Here is a 22,178-nt window from a genome sequence, read left to right on the forward strand (position 1 = left end):
GCGGTCGATATGCAGCCTCCAGCCCAACATCTGAAGACTCCTCCGTTCGAAGCGGCCCTGCCCTCGCCGATTTTCTTTCGCAGCGCCTGCATGCCGGCCCATGCCACTTACCCCCGGCATCGGCATGCCTGGGGTGAGTTCGTCTACTCCTACAGTGGTGTGATGGAAATCGAGATCGCCCAGCACCATTACCTGGCGCCACCGCAGTACGGCATCTGGTTGCCGCCGGACATGGAACACGTCGGCTTCAATCGCCATGAGGCCTGCCATTGTTCCTTGTACCTGGTCGCCGAACTGTGCGATGCGCTGCCAGCCGTACCCTGTGCGCTGACCTTGAGCCCGCTGATTCGAGCCCTGCTGGAAGAATTGCGCAGCGACCCACCGAGCCAGCCACAGACGCCCGAGCAGCAGCGTTTGCTGCAGGTGTTGGTGGACAAGCTGGCGCAGGCACCTCATGTCGGCAGCTACCTGCCTTCCTCGGATGATCCCCTGCTCGGCCCCGTGCTGCGGGCCTTGGAGGCGAACCCCAGCGACCCGCGCTCCTTGCCGCAACTGGCCCGCGCCGCCAACACCACCGAGCGCACACTGATGCGCCGGGCTCAACGGGACCTGGGCATGTCATTGGTGGAATGGCGCCAGCGCCTGAAAGTCATCGAGGCCCTGGCCCTGCTCGAACGTGGCCAGAGCGTGGAAACCATTGGCCTGGACCTGGGCTACAGCAGCGCCTCGGCGTTCATCAGCATGTTCCGCAAAATGATGGGCACCACGCCGGATGAGTATCGCCGCAGGCACATGGCTGGATGATGTGGGTGGTGCTGAAATTGCTATCGCGAGCAAGCTCCCACAGGATATCTTGGGTGTTCATGAGCCTTGCGTTCACCGCAGGCCCATTGTGGGAGCGAGCTTGCTCGCGATAGCGCCAGTGGGTTTGACGTCGACTTCGGCACTCACGCCAAACCGCCCCGCCATCTCCCGGCGACCACTGGCCGTCACTCCCAGCGCCCGACTGTCCAGGTCCTGGATCACCCACTTGCGCTTGATCGCCACTTGCAGCAACGCCGCCCCCAAGGCACCGCCCAAGTGCGGACGGCGCATGCTCCAGTCCAGGCAGGGACAGGCGAATCGGCGGCGTTGCGTGGCAAGGTGCCGGACATCGACACCCAATCCCTCGAACACCGCCTCGCCGGATTCACTCAGCCGATAGCCGTCACCTTCCACCTCTATCAGCCATCCGGCCTCGATCATCCGATCATGCAGGCGCACGGCCAAGGTGCCGGCCATGTGGTCGTAACAGGTGCGGGCAAATTGCAGACGGTCCGGTGTGCGCGGCGTGAAGGTCGGCACGGCGCTCTGACCGATCACCATCAGCGCCTCCAATGCCTGGGCGACGCGCGGGTCGGCCAGGCTGTAATACCGATGACGGCCCTGGACATGCAGGCGCACCAAGGCCATTTGCTTGAGTTTCGCCAGATGGGCGCTGGCGGTCGAGGCACTGACCTGGGCGATGCTCGCCAATTCGGTGCTGGTGCGGGCATGGCCGTCCATCAGCGCGCACAGCATCCGGGTGCGGGCCGGTTCGGCAATGGCCGCGGCCACTTGGGACACGCCCAAGTCATGCTGCTCTGCGTTCATATTTCGCTCCCCGACGAATCAAGCCCTGCATCGATTGGAGATAGTAGCAACACTTTCTTCATCATGAACAAGGCCGCGCTTCATGGACCCGATCACCGCCGCGACGCATCCCGACCCTTACCCTTTTTACGCCACCTTGCGCGCTGCCGGCGGGCTGGCCTTCGATCCCGGGCTGAACCTGTGGATCGCCAGCAGCGCCGAGGCCGTGTGTGCCGTGTTGCACCATCCCGATTGCCATGTACGCCCGGCCCACGAGCCGGTGCCAAAGGCCATCGCCGAGGGGCCGGCCGGACGGGTGTTCGGGCACCTGATGCGCATGAACGAAGGTGAACGACAGCGTTGCCCGAGGGCGGCGATTGCGCCGCGGTTGCAGGACATCGATCCCCGACAGGTCGAGGCACGGGTCAGGGCCCGCGTTCTGCAAGAGGGTGCCGAAGGCCTGCACCAGGCCCAATTCATCGGGCCGGCCAGCGTGGTTGCGGCGTTGCTGGGTTTCAGCCCGACGGACTGTCACCGGGTCAGCGAATTGACCGGGGATTTCGTCGCCGGCCTGTCGCCCCTGAGCCAAGCGCCGCAACTGGACGCGGCGCACCGGGCCAGCGAGCAACTGGCCAGGTTGTTCAAGGAGCGGATCGAGGCGCAGGACAGCCCTTTGTTGCAGAGCATTGGCCAAGGCTTCGAAGACACTGATCCGGACAGCAAAATCGCCAACCTGATCGGTTTGCTCTCGCAAACCTATGAAGCCACGGCTGGTCTGATTGGCAACGCGTTGCTGGCACTGATCGGCGACCCGGCGTTGCGCCAGGCGCTGCGGAACGATCCGGCACAGGTCGGCTTGCTACTGGCCGAAGTCCAGCGCTTCGATCCTCCCGTGCAGAACACCCGCCGTTTCGTCGCCGCCCCTTGCGAAATCCTTGGCGCCGCACTGAACCCTGGAGAGACGATCCTGGTGCTGCTGGCCTCAGCCAACCGCGACCCGCAACTCAACCCCCGACCAGACACCCTGCTGCTCGAGCGCCCGAACCGCCGCAGTTTCAGCTTCGGCAGCGGGCGCCATGAATGCCCGGGCCAAACCCTGGCCATGCACATCGCCCGCGCCACGCTGGCGGCGATGCTTGAGCGTGAACCGCCACTGGACCCGTTGACCTGGTGCTACCGCCCCTCCGTCAACGGCCGCATTCCGCTGTTCAGCGAGCGGTCCCGCGCCGACACGCCATGACCCGCCCTTGCATCATCAATCGTCTCGAGTCAGGACTTCCAGCAACTCGATTTCAAAGATCAGGTTGGCGTTGGGCTTGATGTGGGCGCCCATGGATCGCTCACCGTAGGCCAGGTGGGCCGGCACCCACAACTTGCGCTTGCCGCCTACTTGCATGCCCATCAGGCCCAGGTCCCAGCCCTTGATGACGCGACCGGTGCCGATCACGCATTGAAAGGGTTTGCCGCGACTGTAGGACGAATCGAATTCGGTGCCGTCTTCAAGGGTGCCGCGGTATTGGGTGGTGATCAGCGCGCCTTTGACGACGCTTTTGCCGTCGCCCTGTTTCAGGTCGATGATTTGCAGCTCTTCATTCATGGCGATATCCCTCGTGTAATCCAGGCGCGGGGTTTTCGCAGAAATCCGGGCGCATGGCAAACGTTGTCTACCCTGCAGCAGGGAACCGCGACGTTGACTTCGGTTCACATGGGTATCGACCCTGCATTTCAGATAAGGATGTTCTGATGATCGACTCTCGCCCGCTCCACGGTTTCATTCCGCCGTACATTCTCAATCGCATCATCGCCCACGGCTCTGAACAGCAACGCTCCAGCGCGCTCGGCACCTTGACCCACGTGCGCAGCCTGCGACACACCCCCGGCCCGCCCGGCCACCTTCCCGCCGCCGCGAAGCTGCCCAAGCCCGGCAAGGCCGGACAGCCGCAACGCAGCGTGCATGACGCCCAGAACACCATGGAACTGCCCGGCCAGCCGGTCCGCCTGGAAGGCCAGCGGGCCACTGGCGACCCGGCCGTGGACGAAGCCTACGATGCACTCGGCGCCACCTATGATTTTTTCTGGAACGTGCTGGGGCGCGACTCCATCGACAACAAAGGCTTCGCCCTGGTGGGCAGCGTGCATTATGGCCAGGGCTATGAAAACGCCTTCTGGAACGGCGCGCAGATGGTATTCGGCGACGGCGATGGCGAAATCTTCCAGCGCTTCACCCGCTCCCTGGACGTGGTGGCCCACGAGTTGGCCCATGGCATCACCGACAGCGAGGCCGGCTTGATCTACGCCAACCAATCCGGGGCGCTGAACGAGTCCATCTCCGATGTGTTCGGTGTGCTGGTCAAGCAGTTCGTGCTCGAACAGACCGCCGAGCAGGCCGACTGGCTGATCGGCGCCGACCTGCTCACCGACAAGATCAACGGCGACGGCCTGCGCAGCATGTCCAACCCCGGCAGCGCTTACGATGACCCGTTGCTGGGCAAGGACCCGCAACCTTCGCACATGCGCGAATTCGTCATTACCCGTGAAGACAACGGCGGCGTGCACATCAACTCCGGCATCCCCAACCGGGCCTTTTATCTGGTAGCGACCACGCTGGGCGGATTTGCCTGGGAAAAGGCCGGCCGGATCTGGTATGAAACCTTGTGCGACCGAAGATTGGCCAATGACGCGTCCTTCAGCGCCTTCGCCCGCCTGACCGTCGAGCACGCCCGCCAGCGCTTCGGCACGCGGGAAGTGCAAGCGGTACAAAGCGGTTGGGCCCAGGTCGGCGTCGACCTGACACAGGAGAGCTGATGAAAACCCTTCCAAAGCTCGATGACAAGGCGGTGATACGGCTGTCGCGCCAGGGCGGCGTGGCCGCCATCCACGCGCTGACCCGACCACGGGAAATCGAATTCGCCCAATGCGACCTCGACCAGCGCACGCGCATCTGTTCGGTGCTGGAGGGTTGCCTGCCACTGACGTCCTCCACGCCCGGGCGCGGCGACCAGCGGTTTTTCCAGATCGAGGTGCACTACCACGCCAACGACCAGGACGACGAGATGGTGCTGCAGGTGCCCGAGGACCAGGCACCTGGCGAGCTGGTTCACCTGTGGGACAAAGGCGAAGTGCTCTAGGAAGTGCTCTAACGTGTCGCCGGCACGATCTTGACGATGGCGCCGGACACGGTTTCGATCAGCAAGTACTTATCGTCGATATGCACCCATTGCTGCTCGTTTGTCGGTTGCTCGAGTTTCTTCTGTTTCCAGTCTTTCATGGCCCTGTCCGCGCGCTGGTAATCCGCCGGTACCCGGTCGTTCTCCACCAGCCTGCGGCCATTGCTCGGCGAATGCTCCAGGGCGTCTCCGGTTTTCTCGACCGCTTGCGCAACAGGCCCAAGGGCTCCGAGGCCGGCGATCAGGACCAGGCTGGCGATCAGGGATGGTTTGCGCATAGAAAAAACTCCAGTTATTCAAGGGACTGAATCTGGGACTTCACGGGCAGCGAATCATTCCGTAATTCCTCGAAACCGCTGCTCCCGCCGCCCCTGTAGACGCCGCATAGAAACTGCGTAGGCGCTGCGTAGAAACTGCGTAGGCGCTGTGTAGGAGCTGTGTAGGAGCTGTGTAGGAGCTGTGTAGATACCGTCTTGCCCCTCATCGAGCAAGGGCAAATTTTGGATCAAATGGCTGACCCGATTTGAGAACGGCGTAAACGAAATGTAGTAGCTTGCGCATCGCTGCGCAGATGATCTGCTTGGGGGCCTTGCCGTTGGCCTTCAAGCGATTCTTCATGGCGATAATGGGTTCGTTGTGCTTCAACGCTACCAGGCCAGGCATGTACAGACCCGCACGAACGCGCGCCGAGCCAATCCTCGAAATTACTGTTCTGCCTTTGAGCTTTCCTGAGTCCTGTAGCTTTGGGTTCAACCCAGCAGCAGCGACCAGTTTGCGAGGGTCATCATATTTACGCAGGTCGCCCAGTTCGGCCAGCAGCCGCTCAAGGGTTTTCTGCCCGATCCCGTCGATGGTCACGATCAAATCGCGCATTTGGCGCATGTCCGGATCATCGTCGATGTGTTTTTTGATCACTTTGTGAGTTTCAGCAATCTCTTTTTCGATGTGGCGCAGCACGGAGTTGATCGAGTCTTTGACTTTTTCGTCAGACACATCCAGGCGGTTGAGCTCCATTTGCTCCATTTCCTGAAGATCATCCAGCCGACGGACCATTGCCTTTAGTTGGCGGTATTTCTTCGGCTCCGGTGCCCACTGCTGAAGCTTTTCCGCCTTTTCCCGAGCAAAGTCAGCAATCAGTTTGGCATCGCTTTTATCGGTTTTGATCCGACGTAACTCGCTGTCGGCGTAAGCGTGGGTTGTTGCCGGATTTACTACGCAGACCCGGTAACCCTTGTTGTAGACGAACTCGGCAAGTTCAAGATGATAAACGCTGGTAGCTTCCATCACGATCCGGGCTGCAGGCTCGGCATGCTTGTTCAGCCAAGCTTCAAACTCCTTGAAGCCTTTCGAGTTGTTAGCCAGTTTGGCTTTGGTTTTGTGCTTGCCGTTTGGCAGATGAGTGGCGATATCAAAAGTGTTTTTAGCGACGTCGACACCGACGAAATTGGACATGACCGTCTCTCCGTTGATCCGTTTCCGATCATCACTGCACTCTGTCCAACCTTGCGAATGCGGGCTCTCGCCAGGGACGGGCCCAAGATACCGTTCGAACTATACGAGTGAGTGTGGAGGGCTGGAGCACTATCTACATCACAGGCAAAAAGCCTAAGGAGCTGTACGGCTTCCAAGTCCCTCCCTCGATGATCAGTCGAGAACTATCGCTTCTGTCGGAGCGATAGTCGAGATACAAGGAGCTGTCGAGTGCAACGAGGCTGCGATCTTTCCAAAGACACTTGAATCTCAAGCGAAAGATCAAAAGATCAAAAGATCAAAAGATCGCAGGCTTCGCCAGCTCCTACGCGGGAGCAAGCTCCCTCGCCACAGGTTGTACATGGCATAGTGACAAGTCTTGAACTACAACTCCCGTCGGATGGACCTACCATGAGCACCACGGCCTCTTCCCCCGCCCTCAAGGAAATCTTCAACAGCGCGCGCCTGGCGCACATCGCTGGCGAAATGCGCGCGGTGTACCCGGCGTTCGATGCCAAGGCGTTCTTGCACATGGCCAACGACGGACTGGCCGAGTTGTCCGTGATGCAGCGTATGGCCCGGGTCAGTGAGTGCCTGCATGCGGTGCTGCCCCTCGGTTATGAAGCTTCACTGGAGGTGCTGCGCGCCCTGGCCCCGCGCCTGAACAGCATGTTCGTCAGCATGTTCCTGCCACACTACGTGGCCTCTTATGGCCGGCATCGCTTCGACGTGTCGTTGGACGCGCTCAAGTACTTCACCCGGTTCGGCTCTTCGGAGTTCGCCGTGCGGCACTTCCTGCGCGACGATCTGGAACGCACCCTCAAGGTCATGCACGACTGGGCGCTGGACGCCAACGAGCACGTGCGCCGCCTGGCCAGCGAAGGCAGCCGGCCGCGCTTGCCGTGGTCGTTTCACCTGGAGCCGATCCAGGCCAACCCTGACCTTGCCGCGGCGATCCTCGACACGCTCAAGGCCGACGATAGCCTTTACGTGCGCAAATCCGTGGCCAATCACCTCAACGATGTCACCAAGCAGCATCCCGACTGGGTATTGGACCAGATCGAAGGCTGGCCCCTGCAAAACCGCCACACGGCGTGGATCGCCCGGCATGCGCTGCGTAGCCTGATCAAACAAGGCAACCCCAGGGCGCTGGGCGTCATCGGGGTCGGCGGCAAGGCACAGGTCCAGGTGCTGGATTTGCAGGTCACGCCTGCGGTGATTCGCCTGGGGGAACAGGTCACGCTGTCCTTCACGGTGCAATCAACCCTGGAGCAGAGCCAACGCCTGGTGATCGACTATGCCGTCGACTACGTGAAAGCCTCGGGCGGCACCTCGGCCAAAGTCTTCAAACTCAAGACCTTCGACCTGCCCGCCCAGGGTTGCGTCAACCTCAGCCGCTCCCAGCACATTCGCGAGCTGACCACCCGCAAACATTACGCGGGCCGGCATGCCGTGCACCTGTTGGTCAACGGCGAGCGGCTGGGTAGCACGGCGTTCGATATCGTCCCCTGAGGGGGTGTCAGACCATCGCCACGGTTTTCGCCTGGCGAATATCGTGGATGAACCGCTCAGCCGGCAGCGGATGCCCCAGCAGATAGCCCTGCAGCGAGTCGCAACCCAACTGGGTCAGGAAGTCTTGTTGCACATCGGTTTCCACGCCTTCGGCGACGATCCGCAGGCCCAGGGCCTGGCCGAGGGCGACGATGGCCGAGACGATGGCCGCGTCATCGCTGTCGTGCTCCAGGTCACGCACGAAGCCGCGATCGATCTTCAGCTCGTTGGCCGGCAGGCGCTTGAGGTACATCAGGCTCGAATAGCCAGTGCCGAAATCGTCGATGGACAGGTCCACGCCCATGTCCGAGAGCTGTTGCAGCACCGTCATGCTCGCGTCCGCATCGCTCATGGCGGTGGTTTCGGTGATTTCCAGGGTCAGGCTGTTGGCCGGCAGCTGATGCGTCTCCAACGCCTTGGCCACGCTCTGCACCAAACCGGTATGGCAGAACTGCAAGGCCGACAGGTTCACCGCAATGCGCCAGTCGGTATAACCGAGCACGTACCATTCGCGCATCTGCCGACAGGCTTCGTTCAGCACCCATTCGCCAATGGGAATGATCAACCCGGTCTTTTCCGCCAGGTCGATGAAGGTGTCGGGCATCAACAGGCCCTGGGTCGGGTGGGTCCAGCGCAACAAGGCCTCGGCCCCGACCGGACGACCGTTGGCCGCGTCGAACTTGGGCTGGTAATGCAGGCTGAACTGCCGCTGTTCGACGGCCAGGCGCAAGTCTTGAAGCAACTGCAATTGCTTGCGGGCGTTGCTGTTCATCGACGCATCGAAAAAGCTGTAGCCGTTTTTGCCGGCGCCCTTGGCGTGGTACATCGCCGCGTCGGCATTCATCAACAGTTCTTCGGCGCTCTGGCCGTTGCCAGGGTAAAGGGCGATGCCGACGCTGGCGGAGATCTGCAAGTCATGATCGGCCACCCGGAAGGTGCGTGCGATCAAGCTGACCTGACGTGCCGCCAGTCGCAAGGCATCGTCGGGTTCGGCCAGTTGCACCAACAGCACGAACTCATCACCGCCGATCCGCGCCAGGGTGTCCTGGCTGCGCAGGTCCTCGCGCAGGCGCAGGGCCACGTCTCGCAGCAACAAATCGCCCATGTGGTGACCAAAGGCATCGTTGACCGGCTTGAAACCATCCAGGTCGATGAACATCAGGGCGAAGCAGCCGCCCTGCTCCTGTACCCGGTGCATGGCCTGGTCGATCCGATCAGCCAGCAATACCCGGTTGGGCAGCCCGGTGAGGGGGTCGTGCAGGGCCAACTGGGTCAGTTCCCGGTTGGCCCGGGTCAGCGATTGGGCCAGCTCGGCGGTGCGGGCTTCCAGGCGCGCGTCGAGAATCGACGTCAGCAAGGCAATGGCCAGCACCGCCAGGGTGGTGATCAACACCAGATTATCCAGGCCCTTGCCGCTCAAGCCGTCCAGGGAGCCACAAAAGCTGCCGTCGCTGAACCGCGCCCCGGCCATGCCGGTGTAGTGCATGCCGACGATGGCGATGCCCATGACCACCGCAGCGCCTGCGCGAGCCAGACGCACGTGGGGGATGTTCTGGCGCAGGCGAAAGGCAATCCACAGCGCCGCCGCCGAAGCGCCGAAGGCAATCACCAACGAAGCCCCGAACAACGTCGGGTCATAGTCGATGCCTGGCTGCATTTGCAGCGCGGCCATGCCGGTGTAGTGCATGGTGCTGATCCCGGCGCCCATGATCAGCGCGCCGAACGCCAGTTGCCACGCCGGCAATCGTGGCTGGCTGACCAGCCACAGGGCAAAACCGCTGGAAAGAATCGCGACCAGCAGCGACAGCGCCGTGATCGATACGTCGTAGCCAAGCGCCACCGGCAAGCTGAACGCCAGCATGCCGATGAAGTGCATGGACCAGATGCCCACCCCCATTGCCAGCGCGCCACCGCTCATCCACAAATGCGCGGCGCGCCCCTGGGCGGTCGCGATCCGCCCGGCCAGATCCAGCGCGGTATAGGAAGCCAGCACGGCAACAAACAGGGAAATCGAAACAAGGGCTGGGGAATAACTGCCAATGAGCATGGTTTTTTCTCGTAACAGGAGAACCGGACTGCTTCCATGCCCGGTTGGAGGCCGGCGATTGTACTGAATCGTGACAGGGACGCACGAACCAAATGTCAAAAAGCCATCAACGCTGGGATATTTTCGACGAAAGACACATCGCCGGTTTTTTCAGGACTCACACTATTTTTCAGGCAGTCCAAATCCGTTCAACACAAAGCCTTGTGAGCGCTTACGGACAAACACCTGGCCCAAGTGGTTCAGCTACTATCGAAGAACCCCGTCAAGAAGGATTCTTTCATGAGCGTTCCCGCCAACCGGGCTTTGACCACCGCACTGGTAGTAATCGATGTACAGAACGACTTCATCCCCGGCGGCCAACTGGCAGTGCCGGGGGGCGATGAGATCGTGCCGCTGATCAACCAGTTGGGCCATTCATTCAGGCACGTCGTCCTCGCCCAGGACTGGCACCCGGCCGGGCACGCCTCGTTTGCGTCCAGCCATCGGGGCAAGCAACCGTTCGACATCATTCAATTGCCCTATGGCGAACAGACACTTTGGCCCGACCACTGCATACAGGGCAGCAAGGGCGCCGCGCTGCACCCGACACTCGATCTCGCCCATGCCAGGCTGATCATTCGCAAAGGCTGCAACCCGGACATCGACAGCTATTCAGCCTTCATGGAGGCGGACCACCTGACCCCTACCGGCTTGACCGGCTACCTCAAGGAGCGCGGCATCGACACGGTTTACCTGGTGGGGCTGGCGCTGGATTTTTGCGTGATGTTCTCGGCGCTCGATGCCCGGTTGGCGGGGTTCAACACGTTTGTGGTGCTGGATGCCTGCCGGGGCATCGGTATCGACGGCTCGATGGAGGCGGCGATCCGGCGAATGCAGGAAGCGGGCGTGCAATTGATCGAGTCCAGCGCGATAGATGGCCGCCCCTTCGCTTGACGGCTCATACTAGGCGTCTTCTTTCCGGACAGTGAGTTGCCATGCCCTTCCTCGCCCGCACCCACCCGCGTCTGTCCAGCGCCACGGTCCTTGGCCTGGCGGTGGGTATCCTGGCTCCCGTGGACTCGATCATCAACAAAATCCTGATCGGCTGGAATGTCGGCGTCTGGACCTACCTGGTGCTGATGTCCTGGCTGACCGTTCGAGCCAAGGCGCCCGACGTCCGACGCATCGCTGAAATCGAAGATGAAAATGCCGGGCTGGTCCTGCTGGTGGTCTGCATCGCCGCGTTGGCCAGCCTGGCGACCATCACCCTGGAACTGGCCGGCAGCCGCGACCTGAATGCCGCCGGCAAGCTGTTGCATTACGGTTTCACGGCAATGACCGTGATCGGTTCATGGTTGCTGATCGGGGTGATCTTCAGCGTGCACTACGCGCGGCTGTATTACACCTGGGAGGGCAAGGAGCCGGCACTGAGGTTTGCCGAAGGGCTGACCACGCCCAACTATTGGGATTTCCTGTATTTCTCTTTCACCATCGGCGTGGCGGTGCAGACCGCGGACGTGGGCGTCGCCACGCGGCAACTGCGCAAGATCGTCCTGGCGCAATCGCTGATCGGGTTTGTGTTCAACACGGCGATCCTGGGGTTTTCGATCAATATTGCGGCGGGGTTGTTTGGCTAATGGCTACCCCCTGTAGGAGCTGCCGAAGGCTGCGATCTTTTGATCTTGATCTTGATCTTGATCTTGATCGTTCGCTTGCGACTCAATTGTCTGGGACAAGATCGCAGCCTCGTTGCACTCGTCAGCTCCTACATTGGCTCCTATATCAGCTCCTACATCAGTTCTTACATCAGTTCTTACATCAGCTCCTACGGATGTGGCGGGCGATATATCGAGCCTGCATCAGGACGGTGTTGGCAGCCACAGCCTGAAGCGCGCTCCGCCCAGTGGCGAGGCTTCGACGGTCAGTGTGCCGCCCTGGGCTTCCAGGGCCCGGCGGCTGATGGCCAGGCCGAGGCCGAAGCCGCCGGTGGCGCGGTCGCGGCTGCGGTCCAGGCGGTAGAACGGCTCGAACACACGCTCGCGTTCACTGTCGGGAATACCGATGCCATCGTCGTCGACCCAGATCTCACAGCCTTGATCACTGACCAGCACACCCACCTGGATCCGCTTTTCGCAATAACGCATGGCATTGCGCAGCAGGTTCTGCAAGGCCCGGGCGGTCAGGCGCGGGTCCAGTACGAAGCGTTCCAGCGCCCCATGCAGCAGCACGTCGATCACCACGTCCGGCGCCGCCAGGTCCTCGTCGACGCTGCCCAGGATGCTGTCGATGAACTCGTCCAACGCCACTTCGACCCGTTCGGGCAGATGCTGCGGGTTCTGCAGACGGCTGTAGGACAGCAGTTCCAGCACCAACTCATCCAGCTCGCGAATGTGCGCCACCAACCCTTGCAGGCGCTCACGACTGGCCATCGGCAGCTCTTCGGACAGCGCCAGGGCCAAGCCGAAGTCCAGCCGCGTCAGTGGCGTGCGCAGTTCGTGGGACACGGCGTTGAGCAGGTCCCGCTGCTGGTTGAGCAAATTCTCGATGTCGCCGGCCATGGTGTCGAACACGTGGGCCAAGCTGCCGATGTTGGAGCTCGACGCGATCTGCGTGCGTTCGCTCAAGTGGCCCTTGCCGAAACGCTCGGCGGTGCGCTTGAGCCGCTCCAGGTCGCGCCAGTGCGGCCGCAACCAGAGCAACAGGCAGGCCAGCATCGTCGCGCCGATCAACACGTTGATGCTCCAGTACAGCCCACTGACCTCGGTCGGGTCCGGGGGCACGATCATCTTGACCGCCATGCGCTCATTCAGCGGCGCGGCGGCCAGGGTTCGCCAGGCCCAGTCGCCCAGACGCACCACATTCTCGCCGCGCTTGAGACGCGCCTGTTCATCGGCGCTGAAGCCCTCGTCATCGACAGCGGCCAGTTCGATGCGCAGCGGCTCGAACTCCTTGTCCATCTGCGCCGCCAGCGCCGGCCACTGCTCGCTGGGCACAGCGCGGAACTGCTTGACCATCAAGGTTTGCAGGCCACGGGAATAATCGAGGTTGTAGGTCAGGAAACGCTCATGGAACAGGCGGACCACCAGTTCCGGCATCAGGTAGATCGCCGCGCTGTAGGAGACGATGGTGACCAGGTACAAGCGAATCAGCAGCTTCCACATCGGCTCAGCATTCCCACTCGGAACGACTGAACAGATAGCCCTTGCCCCACACGGTCTTGATCTTGCGGGCTTCGTCGGCATTGTCGTCGAACTTGCGCCGCAACTTGGAAATCGCCACGTCCACCGAACGGTCGGTGCCGTTGAACTCGATGCCGCGCAGGCGTTGCAGGATCTGGTCGCGGCTCAGCACTTCGCCGGAATGGCGGGCCAGCACCACCAGCAAGTTGTATTCGCCGCTGGACAACTCCACCGCTTGCCCACGCCAGGTTACGGTGCGCTCGGACAGGTCGATGCACAGGTTGCCCATGACAAGGCGGTCGTTGACCGTCTGCGGCTCGGTCAGGCTGCTGCGGCGCAACAAGGTGCGCACCCGCGCCAGCAACACCCGGGGCTCGCAAGGCTTGGTGACGTAGTCGTCGGCGCCCATCTCCAGGCCCAGGACCTGGTCGTGGCTGTCGTCCCGGGCAGTGAGCATCAGGATCGGCAAAGTCGCCGAGTCGGCCCGCAGCAAGCGGCAAACCTGCAAGCCATCCAGCCCCGGCAGCATCAGGTCGAGGATCACCAGGTCCGGCGGATCGACCCGCGCCCGTTCACGCACATGATCGCCACGGCTGAGCACGCTGACCTGATAGCCGTTGCGCTCCAGGTAACTGGCGATCAGTTCGGAGAGTGCGGTGTCGTCTTCGACGAGGAGGATGTTGGGCATGGGTGTATCCAAAGGTACGAGGCGCTGAGAATCTCAAGCCGCCAAGGATATACGCCCTCATCCGCCGCTGAGCAAAACCCTTACATAATTTCACACAGCGTCTACAGATATTTACCGCAAATACAAAAATGCCCCGACATTGTCGGGGCATCACTGTGCTCAAGGCAGCACTCATCAATCAGAAGAAATAACTCAACCGCAAGCTACCACTCCAATCCTGACTGACGGTTGTCCCTTTGCTGCCTCCAACCTGACCAGAGACCTGCCAGTTACGTTGGGCCGGCGTCCACTTCAGGCCCGCACCGTACTCAAGCGCTGTGCTGGCGCGGTCGTCATCGAAGCTGTCGTCGTTGATCCTGACCTCGTTGGTCTTTATGAACTCATGATTAATACCCGCCGACAAACTCGGCTCCAACAGGCCGCCATTTTCGAGACTGATCACGCGTCCGCCCCTGAGGCCCACGTTTCCTTGCAGAGAACGCATAGTGTCGGCTTTGACTTCAAGGCCGTTGTCCAAGCGATAGCTATCGCTCTGGGTCACGCCCGTCGAGACTCGCACCTGCGGCTCGATGAAATAGTTATCTTGCAAGCGAATGTGCTTGCCCACCGCGACCGAACCGCTTGCGCCCAATGCCTTGTAATCACCCTTGGCGCGTGTACCGTCGCTCATGGTGACCCTGGCTTTATTCTTGAACTGGTTGACCTTGGCCATGACGTTGACGAATACACCGCTCTGGACGTCATAAGTACTGCCATAGACACCGAGGTTTACGCTGTCGACCGTTGCGCTGGATCCGTACCGCAGATCCATGTTGGTGTGGCTGGTGCCTACGAAACCACCGAGTACCCATGCGCGATTGCCGATATCCACCAATGTGTCGGCACCGCCGGTGATCCCGTTCTGGTTCTGCGAGTAGCCATCGCCATAGGCGTTGTCGACGCTGTATTGATTACCGTAAGTACGTACCCAGACGCTGTTGCTCAACTTGGTGTCGTTATCGCTGGCCGAACGCATTGACGCCTCGGGCCGTGCGCTTAATCCCCGATCACCGATCTGATCGTTGAGCATGTTCATCTCTGCGTTCAAGACGCTACGAGCACTGCCGGCCAAAGCCAATGCGGTATTGGTGGACGGGCTGACGGTGTCTCGGTCGGGATCGAGAAACAAACCCTCCCCGTCCTTCTTCAACCGGTAAACGAACGTACCGGCGTCGACCGTTTCTCGACCACCCAGCGAGAAACTCGCATCGCCAGCGGCGATGTTGCCGATTTTGACGGCTTCGGCACTGGTTGGTGTGGTCCCGGTCGCGGAGACCAGCAACTGATGTTGCCCGCTGGCAGTACCGGTGACATTCAGGAAATCCGTATCGCCGTTACCCAGGTCGGTGCCCATGACAAAGGTACCGCTACCGGACAGCTCGCCGATGTTCAACTGTTGAAACTGCTCGTTCGTCCCCATGCGCACCACGCCGCTGCTCATCCCGAGACGCTGCACGGTACTGTCGCCAGTCATTACCCATTGCGCTGCATTATTGATGTTCAAGTTGCTGGAATTGGTGATCTGGCCGGTCAGCATTGAGCCGTTATTGAGCAATACACTGCCGTTGGTATCCGACAGCACATCGCCTGTCATTTGGCTGTTGTTGTCCAGTTTCAGGTCAAATACGTTCTCCACATTGCCATTGATCACAGAACCGTTATTCAGATTGACTGCGGCCGCTGTACCCGCCACAGCCAGTACGTTGCCGTTCAGCGTGCTGTTGGTGTTGAGGTTAACGTTAGTGACATTCTGCAAATTGCCTTCAAGCGAGGAGGCGTTCTGCATCAACCACGAGATCGTACTGCCCGTTTCGGCAATGACATCGCCGCGAAGCGCGCTGGCATCAACGTTGACGTTGGCAGTGGAGCGGTTGGTGGCTTGCAATAATGTTCCGTTACCACCGTTCAGTTGGGAGCCATTAAGCACATTGATGGTTGCGACGGCGCCAGCAGCACCAAAGGAACCAACAACGATCGCCGAGCCGGTGTCCCCCGTTACGAGCGTATTGTTCAACGTCACCGTACTGGCCTTGACGCCCGTATTGTCCGCGCCGATTCGCAGGCCGTCCTGAGCACCGGAGATCGTACTTCCGGTCGCTGAAAGCGTTGCCCCTTCCAGTTGGACGCCGTAACTGGTTGCGCCGGTGCCACGCACGGTCGAATCGTTGACCGTCAGGACGCTGAAGCCCGTGGCGTTTGCGCCGCCGACGAGGCCGGTAATGGTGCTTGCGCCAGTGACTGTGGCGCTGGAGGCGGTTGGGGTGTTGATGTTACGCCCCAACAGCAGGCCCATGCTGTTGGTACTGGTAATCGTGCTGGCCTGGATCGTGGCAGAGCTGTCACTAAGCGAAAGCGCTCCTCTCCCCACCGAGCTTTCTACAGTTGCGCCAGCCATCACGATATCGGAGCCATTGTGGGCTTCAATCCGCGCACTCTGACCACCATTGAATATGACATTGGCATTTTCCGAGCGGATCGTGAGTGCGCTCGCATTGTTTATTGTCAATGTTCCACCTTGAGACACGGCCCACGTCTCTGGTGCAGGAGGATTAGTAACGGTCTCACTTTCCCCTGGAGCAAGAATTCTGGCATGAACCGCAGGAGTGCCTAGGAACAATACGGCAAGCAGATAGCCCGTTCTCTTGCGATTTATGATCGTTGGAAATTGAGGCATGGGGGACTCCGCATAATCAATTGAACAACTTTTCTTCAAGTAGATAAGTCATAGAAAAAAACGTTCGCTAGACTAAACAGCAACCCAAACGAAATATGTCGGAAATCTCTTCACCAAAAGTAGGAAAAATCCCTTAATACCTGGAGGTACAACCCATATACAGCCTGCCCAACCAAACAGTATCGCGAGAGGGCCAACCCCTCTCGCGATACTTACCTCATGCTGAAGGTACAGCCAACCTGTCGCAGTACTCGCCGCTGGAGGTGATTGTGTCAAGCGGTTTAATGATCGGTATCGAGGTCTGTAAACCACCAATATCGGCTGTGTACCAATACATACCAAATGCACGAGAACCGAGCACCGGTTGCGCTGCTTTGAACACCGCAGCACTTCCGACAGTAGCGACATCCACTGTCGTTGCGTCTTGGATAGTATAGGGCTGTGAATCTTCCGTGCCGGGGATCAAATTACTTCCAGCAGAATCCGTATAAGCCGCAAAATGTGCGGTAATGACTAAACCTGGTGGCAAAAGGGTCGACTTCGGAATAGTAAGAGCCAAACGCCAGTTGGTAGTAGCGTCGTTCATTGCAAAACAGTCGATTTGGTTCTTGGTGGCAGGATTGCGAATCCTGATAGTTGGCTCTGGCAGATCAATTCTCATGCCTCGGACAATGACTGTCTGGGGTCCAGATTTGATTACGTTCTTGTCGATCCCGGTTTTTTGTCGTGTCCAGTGCGCAGTCACACTGGGTGTCGGAAGCGCGGCGATGAAGGCCGCCGTAATAGGCACCTCGAACTCAGTCGCGTCAGTAAAGGGTGAAAAATCGCCCACCAACTGATCGTTCACATAACATTTAGCCGTCTCCGCCGGAGAAATCGCTGGAGCCGCGATCGGGAGCACAACTTTGAATGTACCCGGCTTATCGCGATCACTTGGCAGCAACTCGTTAGGTGTCAGCGACTCTCCCGTTACTTCAGGCAAGGCAAATGCGGGATTGGTCAGATCCGGCAACTCTGGATATGGCCCTCCTGGCGGATACAGATCCATCCAGAAAAACAATGCTGGGGAAGGAAATGGCGTGGCTGTACCGCGCGTCAGTTCAAAATAGGCTTTGACCTCCAAGGCATCTGTTGACGTGCCAAAAATATCCTCTAGCCCAGCGGTATAAGGAAGTGCAAAGTTTAAATCCACACCGGCAAGGGGTTGGGAGCCAAACGTCTTGAAATTAGTTGGGTCATTGGCCTCTTCGACGTAAAACGTTATCTCGTCGCCTGGCTCAGCATTTTCGATGGGCAAACGCTCGACAATGCCCGACACCCCGCTGCCGGAAAAATCATCGAGGTATAAGGTTGTCGTTCCATCCGGATCAGTGACCGGGACTAAAGGATGCTTATTCAGGATCGGATCCAGCGCAAGCGCCAACGTCAACAGCGCGGTGGGCAATGACCTTGCGCTTCTATTTCCAGGAAGGTCCGTCCAAAAATAATGGATGTTGATGCGCCCGTTCGGCAACCCTCGCAAGACGCTACTTGCCACCGTAAACACACCAGTAGCGGGAACTGGCGCGTTGTAGACCTCAATATCCGTACCGCCAGCGGAAAGATGCACCTCCAGCACATCGTCGAGACGACGTAATGGATAGGACACGTCAACCATAAATTCCAGTTCTGTGTTGGCGGCCAGCCAGGTTTCGTCCACCCGTCTCTGGGCATCTGCGGGCGCATTGGTAAAGGCCGGCGCAGGCGAAGGCGGATTTTTTTTACGTGAAGGATACTTGACTTCAAACGGTGCCGTCCGGTCTATGTTGAACTCTACAACATTGGTTTTATCAAAGTTGCCCCCAGCGCCTTTAAAAAACTTAAACATAACCTGCCAACGGGTGGGGGCTGCGGGTTGCGGATCTTCAGTAAAGTCAGCCGCTGGAAGAGGAATAGGTATGACGCTGGCAGGTCGGTCAGCGATCGGGCCAAGTTCCACAGTATTTCTAGCCACGTCGTCAATCTGTTCTCCTACCCGTGCATAGAATAGGTCAACCTCGTCTCCCTCCTCCTCTTCCGAGGGTACAGGCCGCTGCAGATTTGCAATAATTTCGCCGGACTCCAAAACAGCGATCGAGATTGAATCGTCCGCCAATGTGTCAATACTCAGATCTAGATCCAGCGTTCCGGAACGACTGGACATGAGGCGATGTTTTGGGGGAAGAATTTTGATAGCCATATTTCTCTCTCCTGACACATTCATATTTGAGGGATTACTTTCACCCGGTGTCACTCTGTCTATTTTCACCAACCCTTTCTTTGACTCGGCAACGAGCCTCCCCCCTTGAAAGAGTTCATAGATAACTACTGCAGAATCGTTATCAACCAGCGGCCTGATATTTGGCTGAAACGGAACTACCAAATCAAAACCAGCTGATATGTCTGGCGCTTGAAGCGTTCGTTCCCAGACGCCATATGCCTCCGAAACTGGCGGACCGCTGCCATTCAAGCTCGAATAGCCTTGCCATTGAACTTTCACCCGATCCCCGGGCACGGCGATACTGGCCAAACTCGGTATTGCGATCGTAGCGCCACTCGTTAACGGCGGAACGGTGTGGTTATTCAAATACCCCCAAAGAGTCGCGTGCGGAAATGTTGGCTCATCCAATATTATGAGCGGTGTGTGATTGATGGTGAGTTTTCTTTTAGGGGAGGGGTCATCCGTGCCACCTGCTCCCTTCCATACTTTGTAATAAATATATGCCACACCATCCCTGGCCAAATGCTGAGGCGTCAAGTCGAAATATAAAAAATCCACCGCCAGGGGCACTGGATAGAACACGGTGTAAAGCCGATTTTCTAACCCATCTTGAAACCAACTGATCCAGAGCTCATCATTGGGTTGCGGTTCAATCCAATACGGGATAACAATTCGAGTCCCCCGTTGCAATATTTCGCGAGGCACATGACCTTCCAGATCATTATCATTGATGCCCTCCACCAAGAGGGGCTTCGCCAGAACTTCGCTATTCGTACCCCGCATCCGACTTTCTTCTAGCGAAGCCATCGCAATCACCTTGTCAGAAACCTGAATCAAAATTTCCTAGGTCCATAAGGTCATTTAGCGCGGAGCGATGATAATTTCCAACTGTCAGATCTGACAGGTAACAACGCCGTTCATCGGATAAACGAAAAGAACCGAGACTTGGACAAACGGATGGAGGGATCAAAACAGATAACGAGGGGGACGGCGCTCGCTCAATGCAAACGAGTGCCTTCCCCCATTACAAATGGGCTCAGAAGGGGATTTGCGTTTACTTAATTGTCAGATAGGCGGGTTTACTAACCGCGCGGCGCAATCTGCAATTCGTCCACAGGCGATAGCCAGCTCCCCCCGTCCCACCACCAACCCAACCCGAATATGCCCCGCCGCACTCGGCCCAAACGCCTCCCCCGCCAGCACTGACACCCCATACCCATCCAACAAGCGCTCGGCAAACGCTTGGGCCGCCAGCCCCGTCTCACGTACATCGACCATCACGAACATGCCGCCATCGGGCCGCACCGGCTTGAGGCCAGGGCAGCCCTCAAGCGCCGCGCACACCAGGTCCCGGCGTTGCCGATATTCCTCACGCATCCGCGCCACTTCCGGCAGGTCTTGCTCCAGCGCAACCTGGGCACCGCGCTGGACGAAGTCCGGCAGGCCGAACAGCATGCACAGCGACAGGTTCGCCAGATGTTCGGCCAGCGGTTCAGGGCCGATGGCCCAGCCGATACGCCAACCGGTCATGGCGTGGGACTTGGACAGGCTATTAATGGTGACGGTGCGCTCGGCCATGCCCGGCAGGCCGGCCGGGCTGATGTGTTCGCCTTCGTACAGCAAGTCGCTGTAGACCTCGTCGCTGATCAGCCACAGGTCATGGTCGATGCACAGGTGCGCCAGCGCTTGCCAGGTCGGCAGTGGCAGGCTGGCGCCGGAGGGATTGTTGGGACTGTTGAGCAGCATGGCGCGGGTGCGCGGGGTGATCAGCCGGGCGACATCGGCCGGTTGGACCCGGAACGCGTTTTCCGGGCTCACCGGCACCGGCACCACTTTCGCCCCGCAGGCACCAAACACCGCTTCGTAGGTGACGTACATCGGTTCGGGGACGATTACTTCATCGCCGGGGTTGAGCAGGCATTGCGCGACCGCGTAGACAGCGCATTGGGCACCGGGCAGCACCGTGACGTGCCCGGCGTCCACCGGTTGGCCGCAACGTTCTTGATGGCGCCGGGCAATGCTGGCCCGCAGGGAATGCAGGCCACGGGTATCCGAGTAATGCGTGTCGCCGGCGCGCAGGCTGGCAACAGCGGCCTCGACGATGGCGGGCGGGGTGTCGAAGTCCGGATCGCCCACCGACAGCAACAACACATCCATGCCCTGTTCGCGCATGGCCAGCGCCCGATCATGAATCTGCCAGGCGGCGGCACCTTCGCCGGTGATGCGTTGGGTCAAGACTGAGAAGCGCATGTATCTCTCCTGATTGCGCGATATCCAGCCTCAACCCTATCTCAAATTCAACAGTGTGGGAGCAAAGCTTGCTCACAGGATTTACCGCGCCGCTACCCGCCAAAGCCGTGCAATGTCCCGGGCGCGCTCGCGCAGCAGGCGCGGGGCGTCGGTGCAGGCTTGCTGCAAGGTCATCGGCCCGCTGGCCAGGGCGAAGGCGGCGTCGATGCCATGTTCATACAACGCCTGGTAGCCCTCCCCCAGCGTGCCGGCAATGACCACCACCGGTACGCCGTGCTGGCGGGCGATGCGGGCCACGCCGAAGGGGGTCTTGCCGCGCAGGGTCTGGGCGTCGAAACGGCCTTCGCCGGTAATTACCAAATCGGCACCGCTGACCGCCTCGGCCAGCCCGGTCAGCTGGGCGACGACGTCCACCCCGGTACGAAACTGCGCCCCTAAAAACGCCTTGGCCGCGAACCCCAGGCCACCGGCGGCGCCGCTGCCCGGCTCGTCGCGCACATCCTTGTTCAACGCCCCGGCGCAATGTTCGGCGAAATGCCCCAGGGCCTGGTCCAGCGCCTGCACTTGAGACGCCGAGGCACCCTTCTGCGGACCGAAAACCACCGACGCGCCATGGGCGCCGCACAGCGGGTTATCGACATCGGCGGCGATCTCGAAACTGACTTGGGCCAGGCGTGGGTCCAGGTCGCTCAGGTCGATGCGCGCCAGGTTCGCCAAGGCCAGGCCACCGGGAGGAAGGGGTTGGCCCTGGTCATCCAGCAACGCCACGCCCAGGGCCTGCATCGCACCGGCACCGGCGTCGTTGGTGGCACTGCCGCCGATCGCCAGGACCACCCGCCCGGCGCCTTCATCGAGGGCGGCGCGAATCAGCTCGCCGGTGCCGTAGGTGCTACTGGAACAGGCATCGCGTTGCCCCGGCGGCACCAATTGCAAGCCACTGGCCTCGGCCATTTCGATGATTGCGGTGCGGCTCTCGGCCAACCAGCCCCAGCGCGCCTCGACGGCAACCCCCAAGGGGCCACGAACCCGGGTGCGGCGCCACTCACCGTTGCAGGCCGCCAACACCGACTCCACCGTCCCCTCCCCGCCGTCGGCCATCGGGCATTTGATCAACTGCGCATCCGGCCAGACCTCGGCCAGCCCCTGGGCGATGGCATCGGCAACACCCTGGGCGCTGAGGCTGTCCTTGAACGAGTCGGGGGCGATGACTATTTTCATATTATTCTCCTGTTTCGATGCACAGCATGTTGCCAGCTGACCGCAGCCGTGACGCCGGTCCGCTGC

General features: G+C 60.0%; 18 protein-coding genes. 7 read left to right on the top strand and 11 right to left on the bottom strand.

Annotation, left to right across the window (positions count from 1 at the left end):
* The first annotated feature begins 9 nt into the window (after nt 1-9).
* A complete protein-coding gene (locus GFU70_RS16560; RefSeq protein ID WP_153388437.1) occupies nt 10-804 on the top strand; it encodes an AraC family transcriptional regulator in 795 nt (264 codons plus the stop codon).
* Between the two features lie 72 nt (nt 805-876).
* Here the strand turns inward: GFU70_RS16560 and GFU70_RS16565 are convergent, their stop codons facing one another.
* On the bottom strand, nt 877-1,632 hold the full coding sequence (locus tag GFU70_RS16565; protein WP_153388438.1) for an ArsR/SmtB family transcription factor: 756 nt from the start codon (nt 1,630-1,632) through the stop codon (nt 877-879).
* Between the two features lie 82 nt (nt 1,633-1,714).
* Here GFU70_RS16565 and GFU70_RS16570 point away from each other — a divergent pair, with 82 nt between their 5' ends.
* Nucleotides 1,715-2,851 (top strand): cytochrome P450, encoded by a 1,137-nt coding sequence (locus GFU70_RS16570; RefSeq protein WP_116641979.1) that lies wholly within the window; start codon nt 1,715-1,717, stop codon nt 2,849-2,851.
* Nucleotides 2,852-2,866: 15 nt separating this feature from the next.
* On the opposite strand, the gene GFU70_RS16575 is transcribed toward GFU70_RS16570, so the two are convergent.
* Nucleotides 2,867-3,208, bottom strand: coding sequence for an FKBP-type peptidyl-prolyl cis-trans isomerase (locus tag GFU70_RS16575; protein WP_058543519.1), 342 nt, complete (start codon nt 3,206-3,208; stop codon nt 2,867-2,869).
* Nucleotides 3,209-3,354: 146 nt separating this feature from the next.
* Between GFU70_RS16575 and GFU70_RS16580 the strand changes: the two genes are divergently transcribed.
* Nucleotides 3,355-4,416, top strand: coding sequence for a M4 family metallopeptidase (locus GFU70_RS16580; RefSeq protein WP_058543518.1), 1,062 nt, complete (start codon nt 3,355-3,357; stop codon nt 4,414-4,416).
* Nucleotides 4,416-4,739 (top strand): protealysin inhibitor emfourin, encoded by a 324-nt coding sequence (locus tag GFU70_RS16585; RefSeq protein ID WP_058543517.1) that lies wholly within the window; start codon nt 4,416-4,418, stop codon nt 4,737-4,739. The genes GFU70_RS16580 and GFU70_RS16585 overlap by 1 nt, the downstream gene beginning before the upstream one ends.
* An 8-nt stretch (nt 4,740-4,747) precedes the next feature.
* Here the strand turns inward: GFU70_RS16585 and GFU70_RS16590 are convergent, their stop codons facing one another.
* Both GFU70_RS16590 and GFU70_RS16595 read right to left on the bottom strand, forming a co-directional pair.
* Entirely contained in the window at nt 4,748-5,056 is a 309-nt protein-coding gene (locus GFU70_RS16590; protein WP_058543516.1) for an RcnB family protein, read from the bottom strand.
* Nucleotides 5,057-5,258: 202 nt separating this feature from the next.
* Nucleotides 5,259-6,230, bottom strand: a complete 972-nt coding sequence (locus GFU70_RS16595) for an IS110 family transposase (protein WP_153387477.1) — start codon at nt 6,228-6,230, stop codon at nt 5,259-5,261.
* Between the two features lie 429 nt (nt 6,231-6,659).
* Here GFU70_RS16595 and GFU70_RS16600 point away from each other — a divergent pair, with 429 nt between their 5' ends.
* Complete coding sequence (locus tag GFU70_RS16600; RefSeq protein ID WP_058543515.1) at nt 6,660-7,760, top strand: DNA alkylation repair protein; 1,101 nt, start codon at nt 6,660-6,662, stop codon at nt 7,758-7,760.
* A gap of 7 nt (nt 7,761-7,767) precedes the next feature.
* Here GFU70_RS16600 and GFU70_RS16605 read toward each other — a convergent pair whose 3' ends face one another.
* On the bottom strand, nt 7,768-9,846 hold the full coding sequence (locus GFU70_RS16605) for a putative bifunctional diguanylate cyclase/phosphodiesterase (RefSeq protein ID WP_116641977.1): 2,079 nt from the start codon (nt 9,844-9,846) through the stop codon (nt 7,768-7,770).
* 279 nt (nt 9,847-10,125) lie between these two features.
* Between GFU70_RS16605 and pncA the strand changes: the two genes are divergently transcribed.
* A complete protein-coding gene (gene pncA / locus GFU70_RS16610) occupies nt 10,126-10,779 on the top strand; it encodes a bifunctional nicotinamidase/pyrazinamidase (protein WP_058543513.1) in 654 nt (217 codons plus the stop codon).
* Nucleotides 10,780-10,820: 41 nt separating this feature from the next.
* The gene (locus tag GFU70_RS16615; RefSeq protein WP_058543512.1) at nt 10,821-11,462 is read left to right on the top strand and encodes a DUF1345 domain-containing protein; all 642 of its coding nucleotides are present in this window, start codon (nt 10,821-10,823) and stop codon (nt 11,460-11,462) included.
* Between the two features lie 222 nt (nt 11,463-11,684).
* Here the strand turns inward: GFU70_RS16615 and GFU70_RS16620 are convergent, their stop codons facing one another.
* The 6 genes from GFU70_RS16620 to GFU70_RS16645 form a co-directional block, all read right to left on the bottom strand.
* Nucleotides 11,685-12,986: an ATP-binding protein gene (locus tag GFU70_RS16620; RefSeq protein ID WP_058543511.1), complete on the bottom strand. Its 1,302-nt coding sequence runs from the start codon at nt 12,984-12,986 to the stop codon at nt 11,685-11,687.
* A 4-nt stretch (nt 12,987-12,990) separates the two neighbouring features.
* Nucleotides 12,991-13,692, bottom strand: a complete 702-nt coding sequence (locus GFU70_RS16625) for a response regulator transcription factor (RefSeq protein ID WP_058543510.1) — start codon at nt 13,690-13,692, stop codon at nt 12,991-12,993.
* Between the two features lie 178 nt (nt 13,693-13,870).
* On the bottom strand, nt 13,871-16,405 hold the full coding sequence (locus GFU70_RS16630) for an autotransporter outer membrane beta-barrel domain-containing protein (protein ID WP_165826020.1): 2,535 nt from the start codon (nt 16,403-16,405) through the stop codon (nt 13,871-13,873).
* Nucleotides 16,406-16,622: 217 nt separating this feature from the next.
* Nucleotides 16,623-19,451 (bottom strand): hypothetical protein, encoded by a 2,829-nt coding sequence (locus GFU70_RS16635; protein WP_193034249.1) that lies wholly within the window; start codon nt 19,449-19,451, stop codon nt 16,623-16,625.
* Nucleotides 19,452-19,709: 258 nt separating this feature from the next.
* Nucleotides 19,710-20,894: a pyridoxal phosphate-dependent aminotransferase gene (locus GFU70_RS16640; protein ID WP_058543508.1), complete on the bottom strand. Its 1,185-nt coding sequence runs from the start codon at nt 20,892-20,894 to the stop codon at nt 19,710-19,712.
* 81 nt (nt 20,895-20,975) lie between these two features.
* Nucleotides 20,976-22,112, bottom strand: coding sequence for a glycerate kinase (locus GFU70_RS16645; protein WP_153388439.1), 1,137 nt, complete (start codon nt 22,110-22,112; stop codon nt 20,976-20,978).
* Nucleotides 22,113-22,178: the final 66 nt, after the last annotated feature.

The organism is Pseudomonas brassicacearum (assembly GCF_009601685.2).
Taxonomy (GTDB): domain Bacteria; phylum Pseudomonadota; class Gammaproteobacteria; order Pseudomonadales; family Pseudomonadaceae; genus Aquipseudomonas; species Aquipseudomonas kilonensis_B.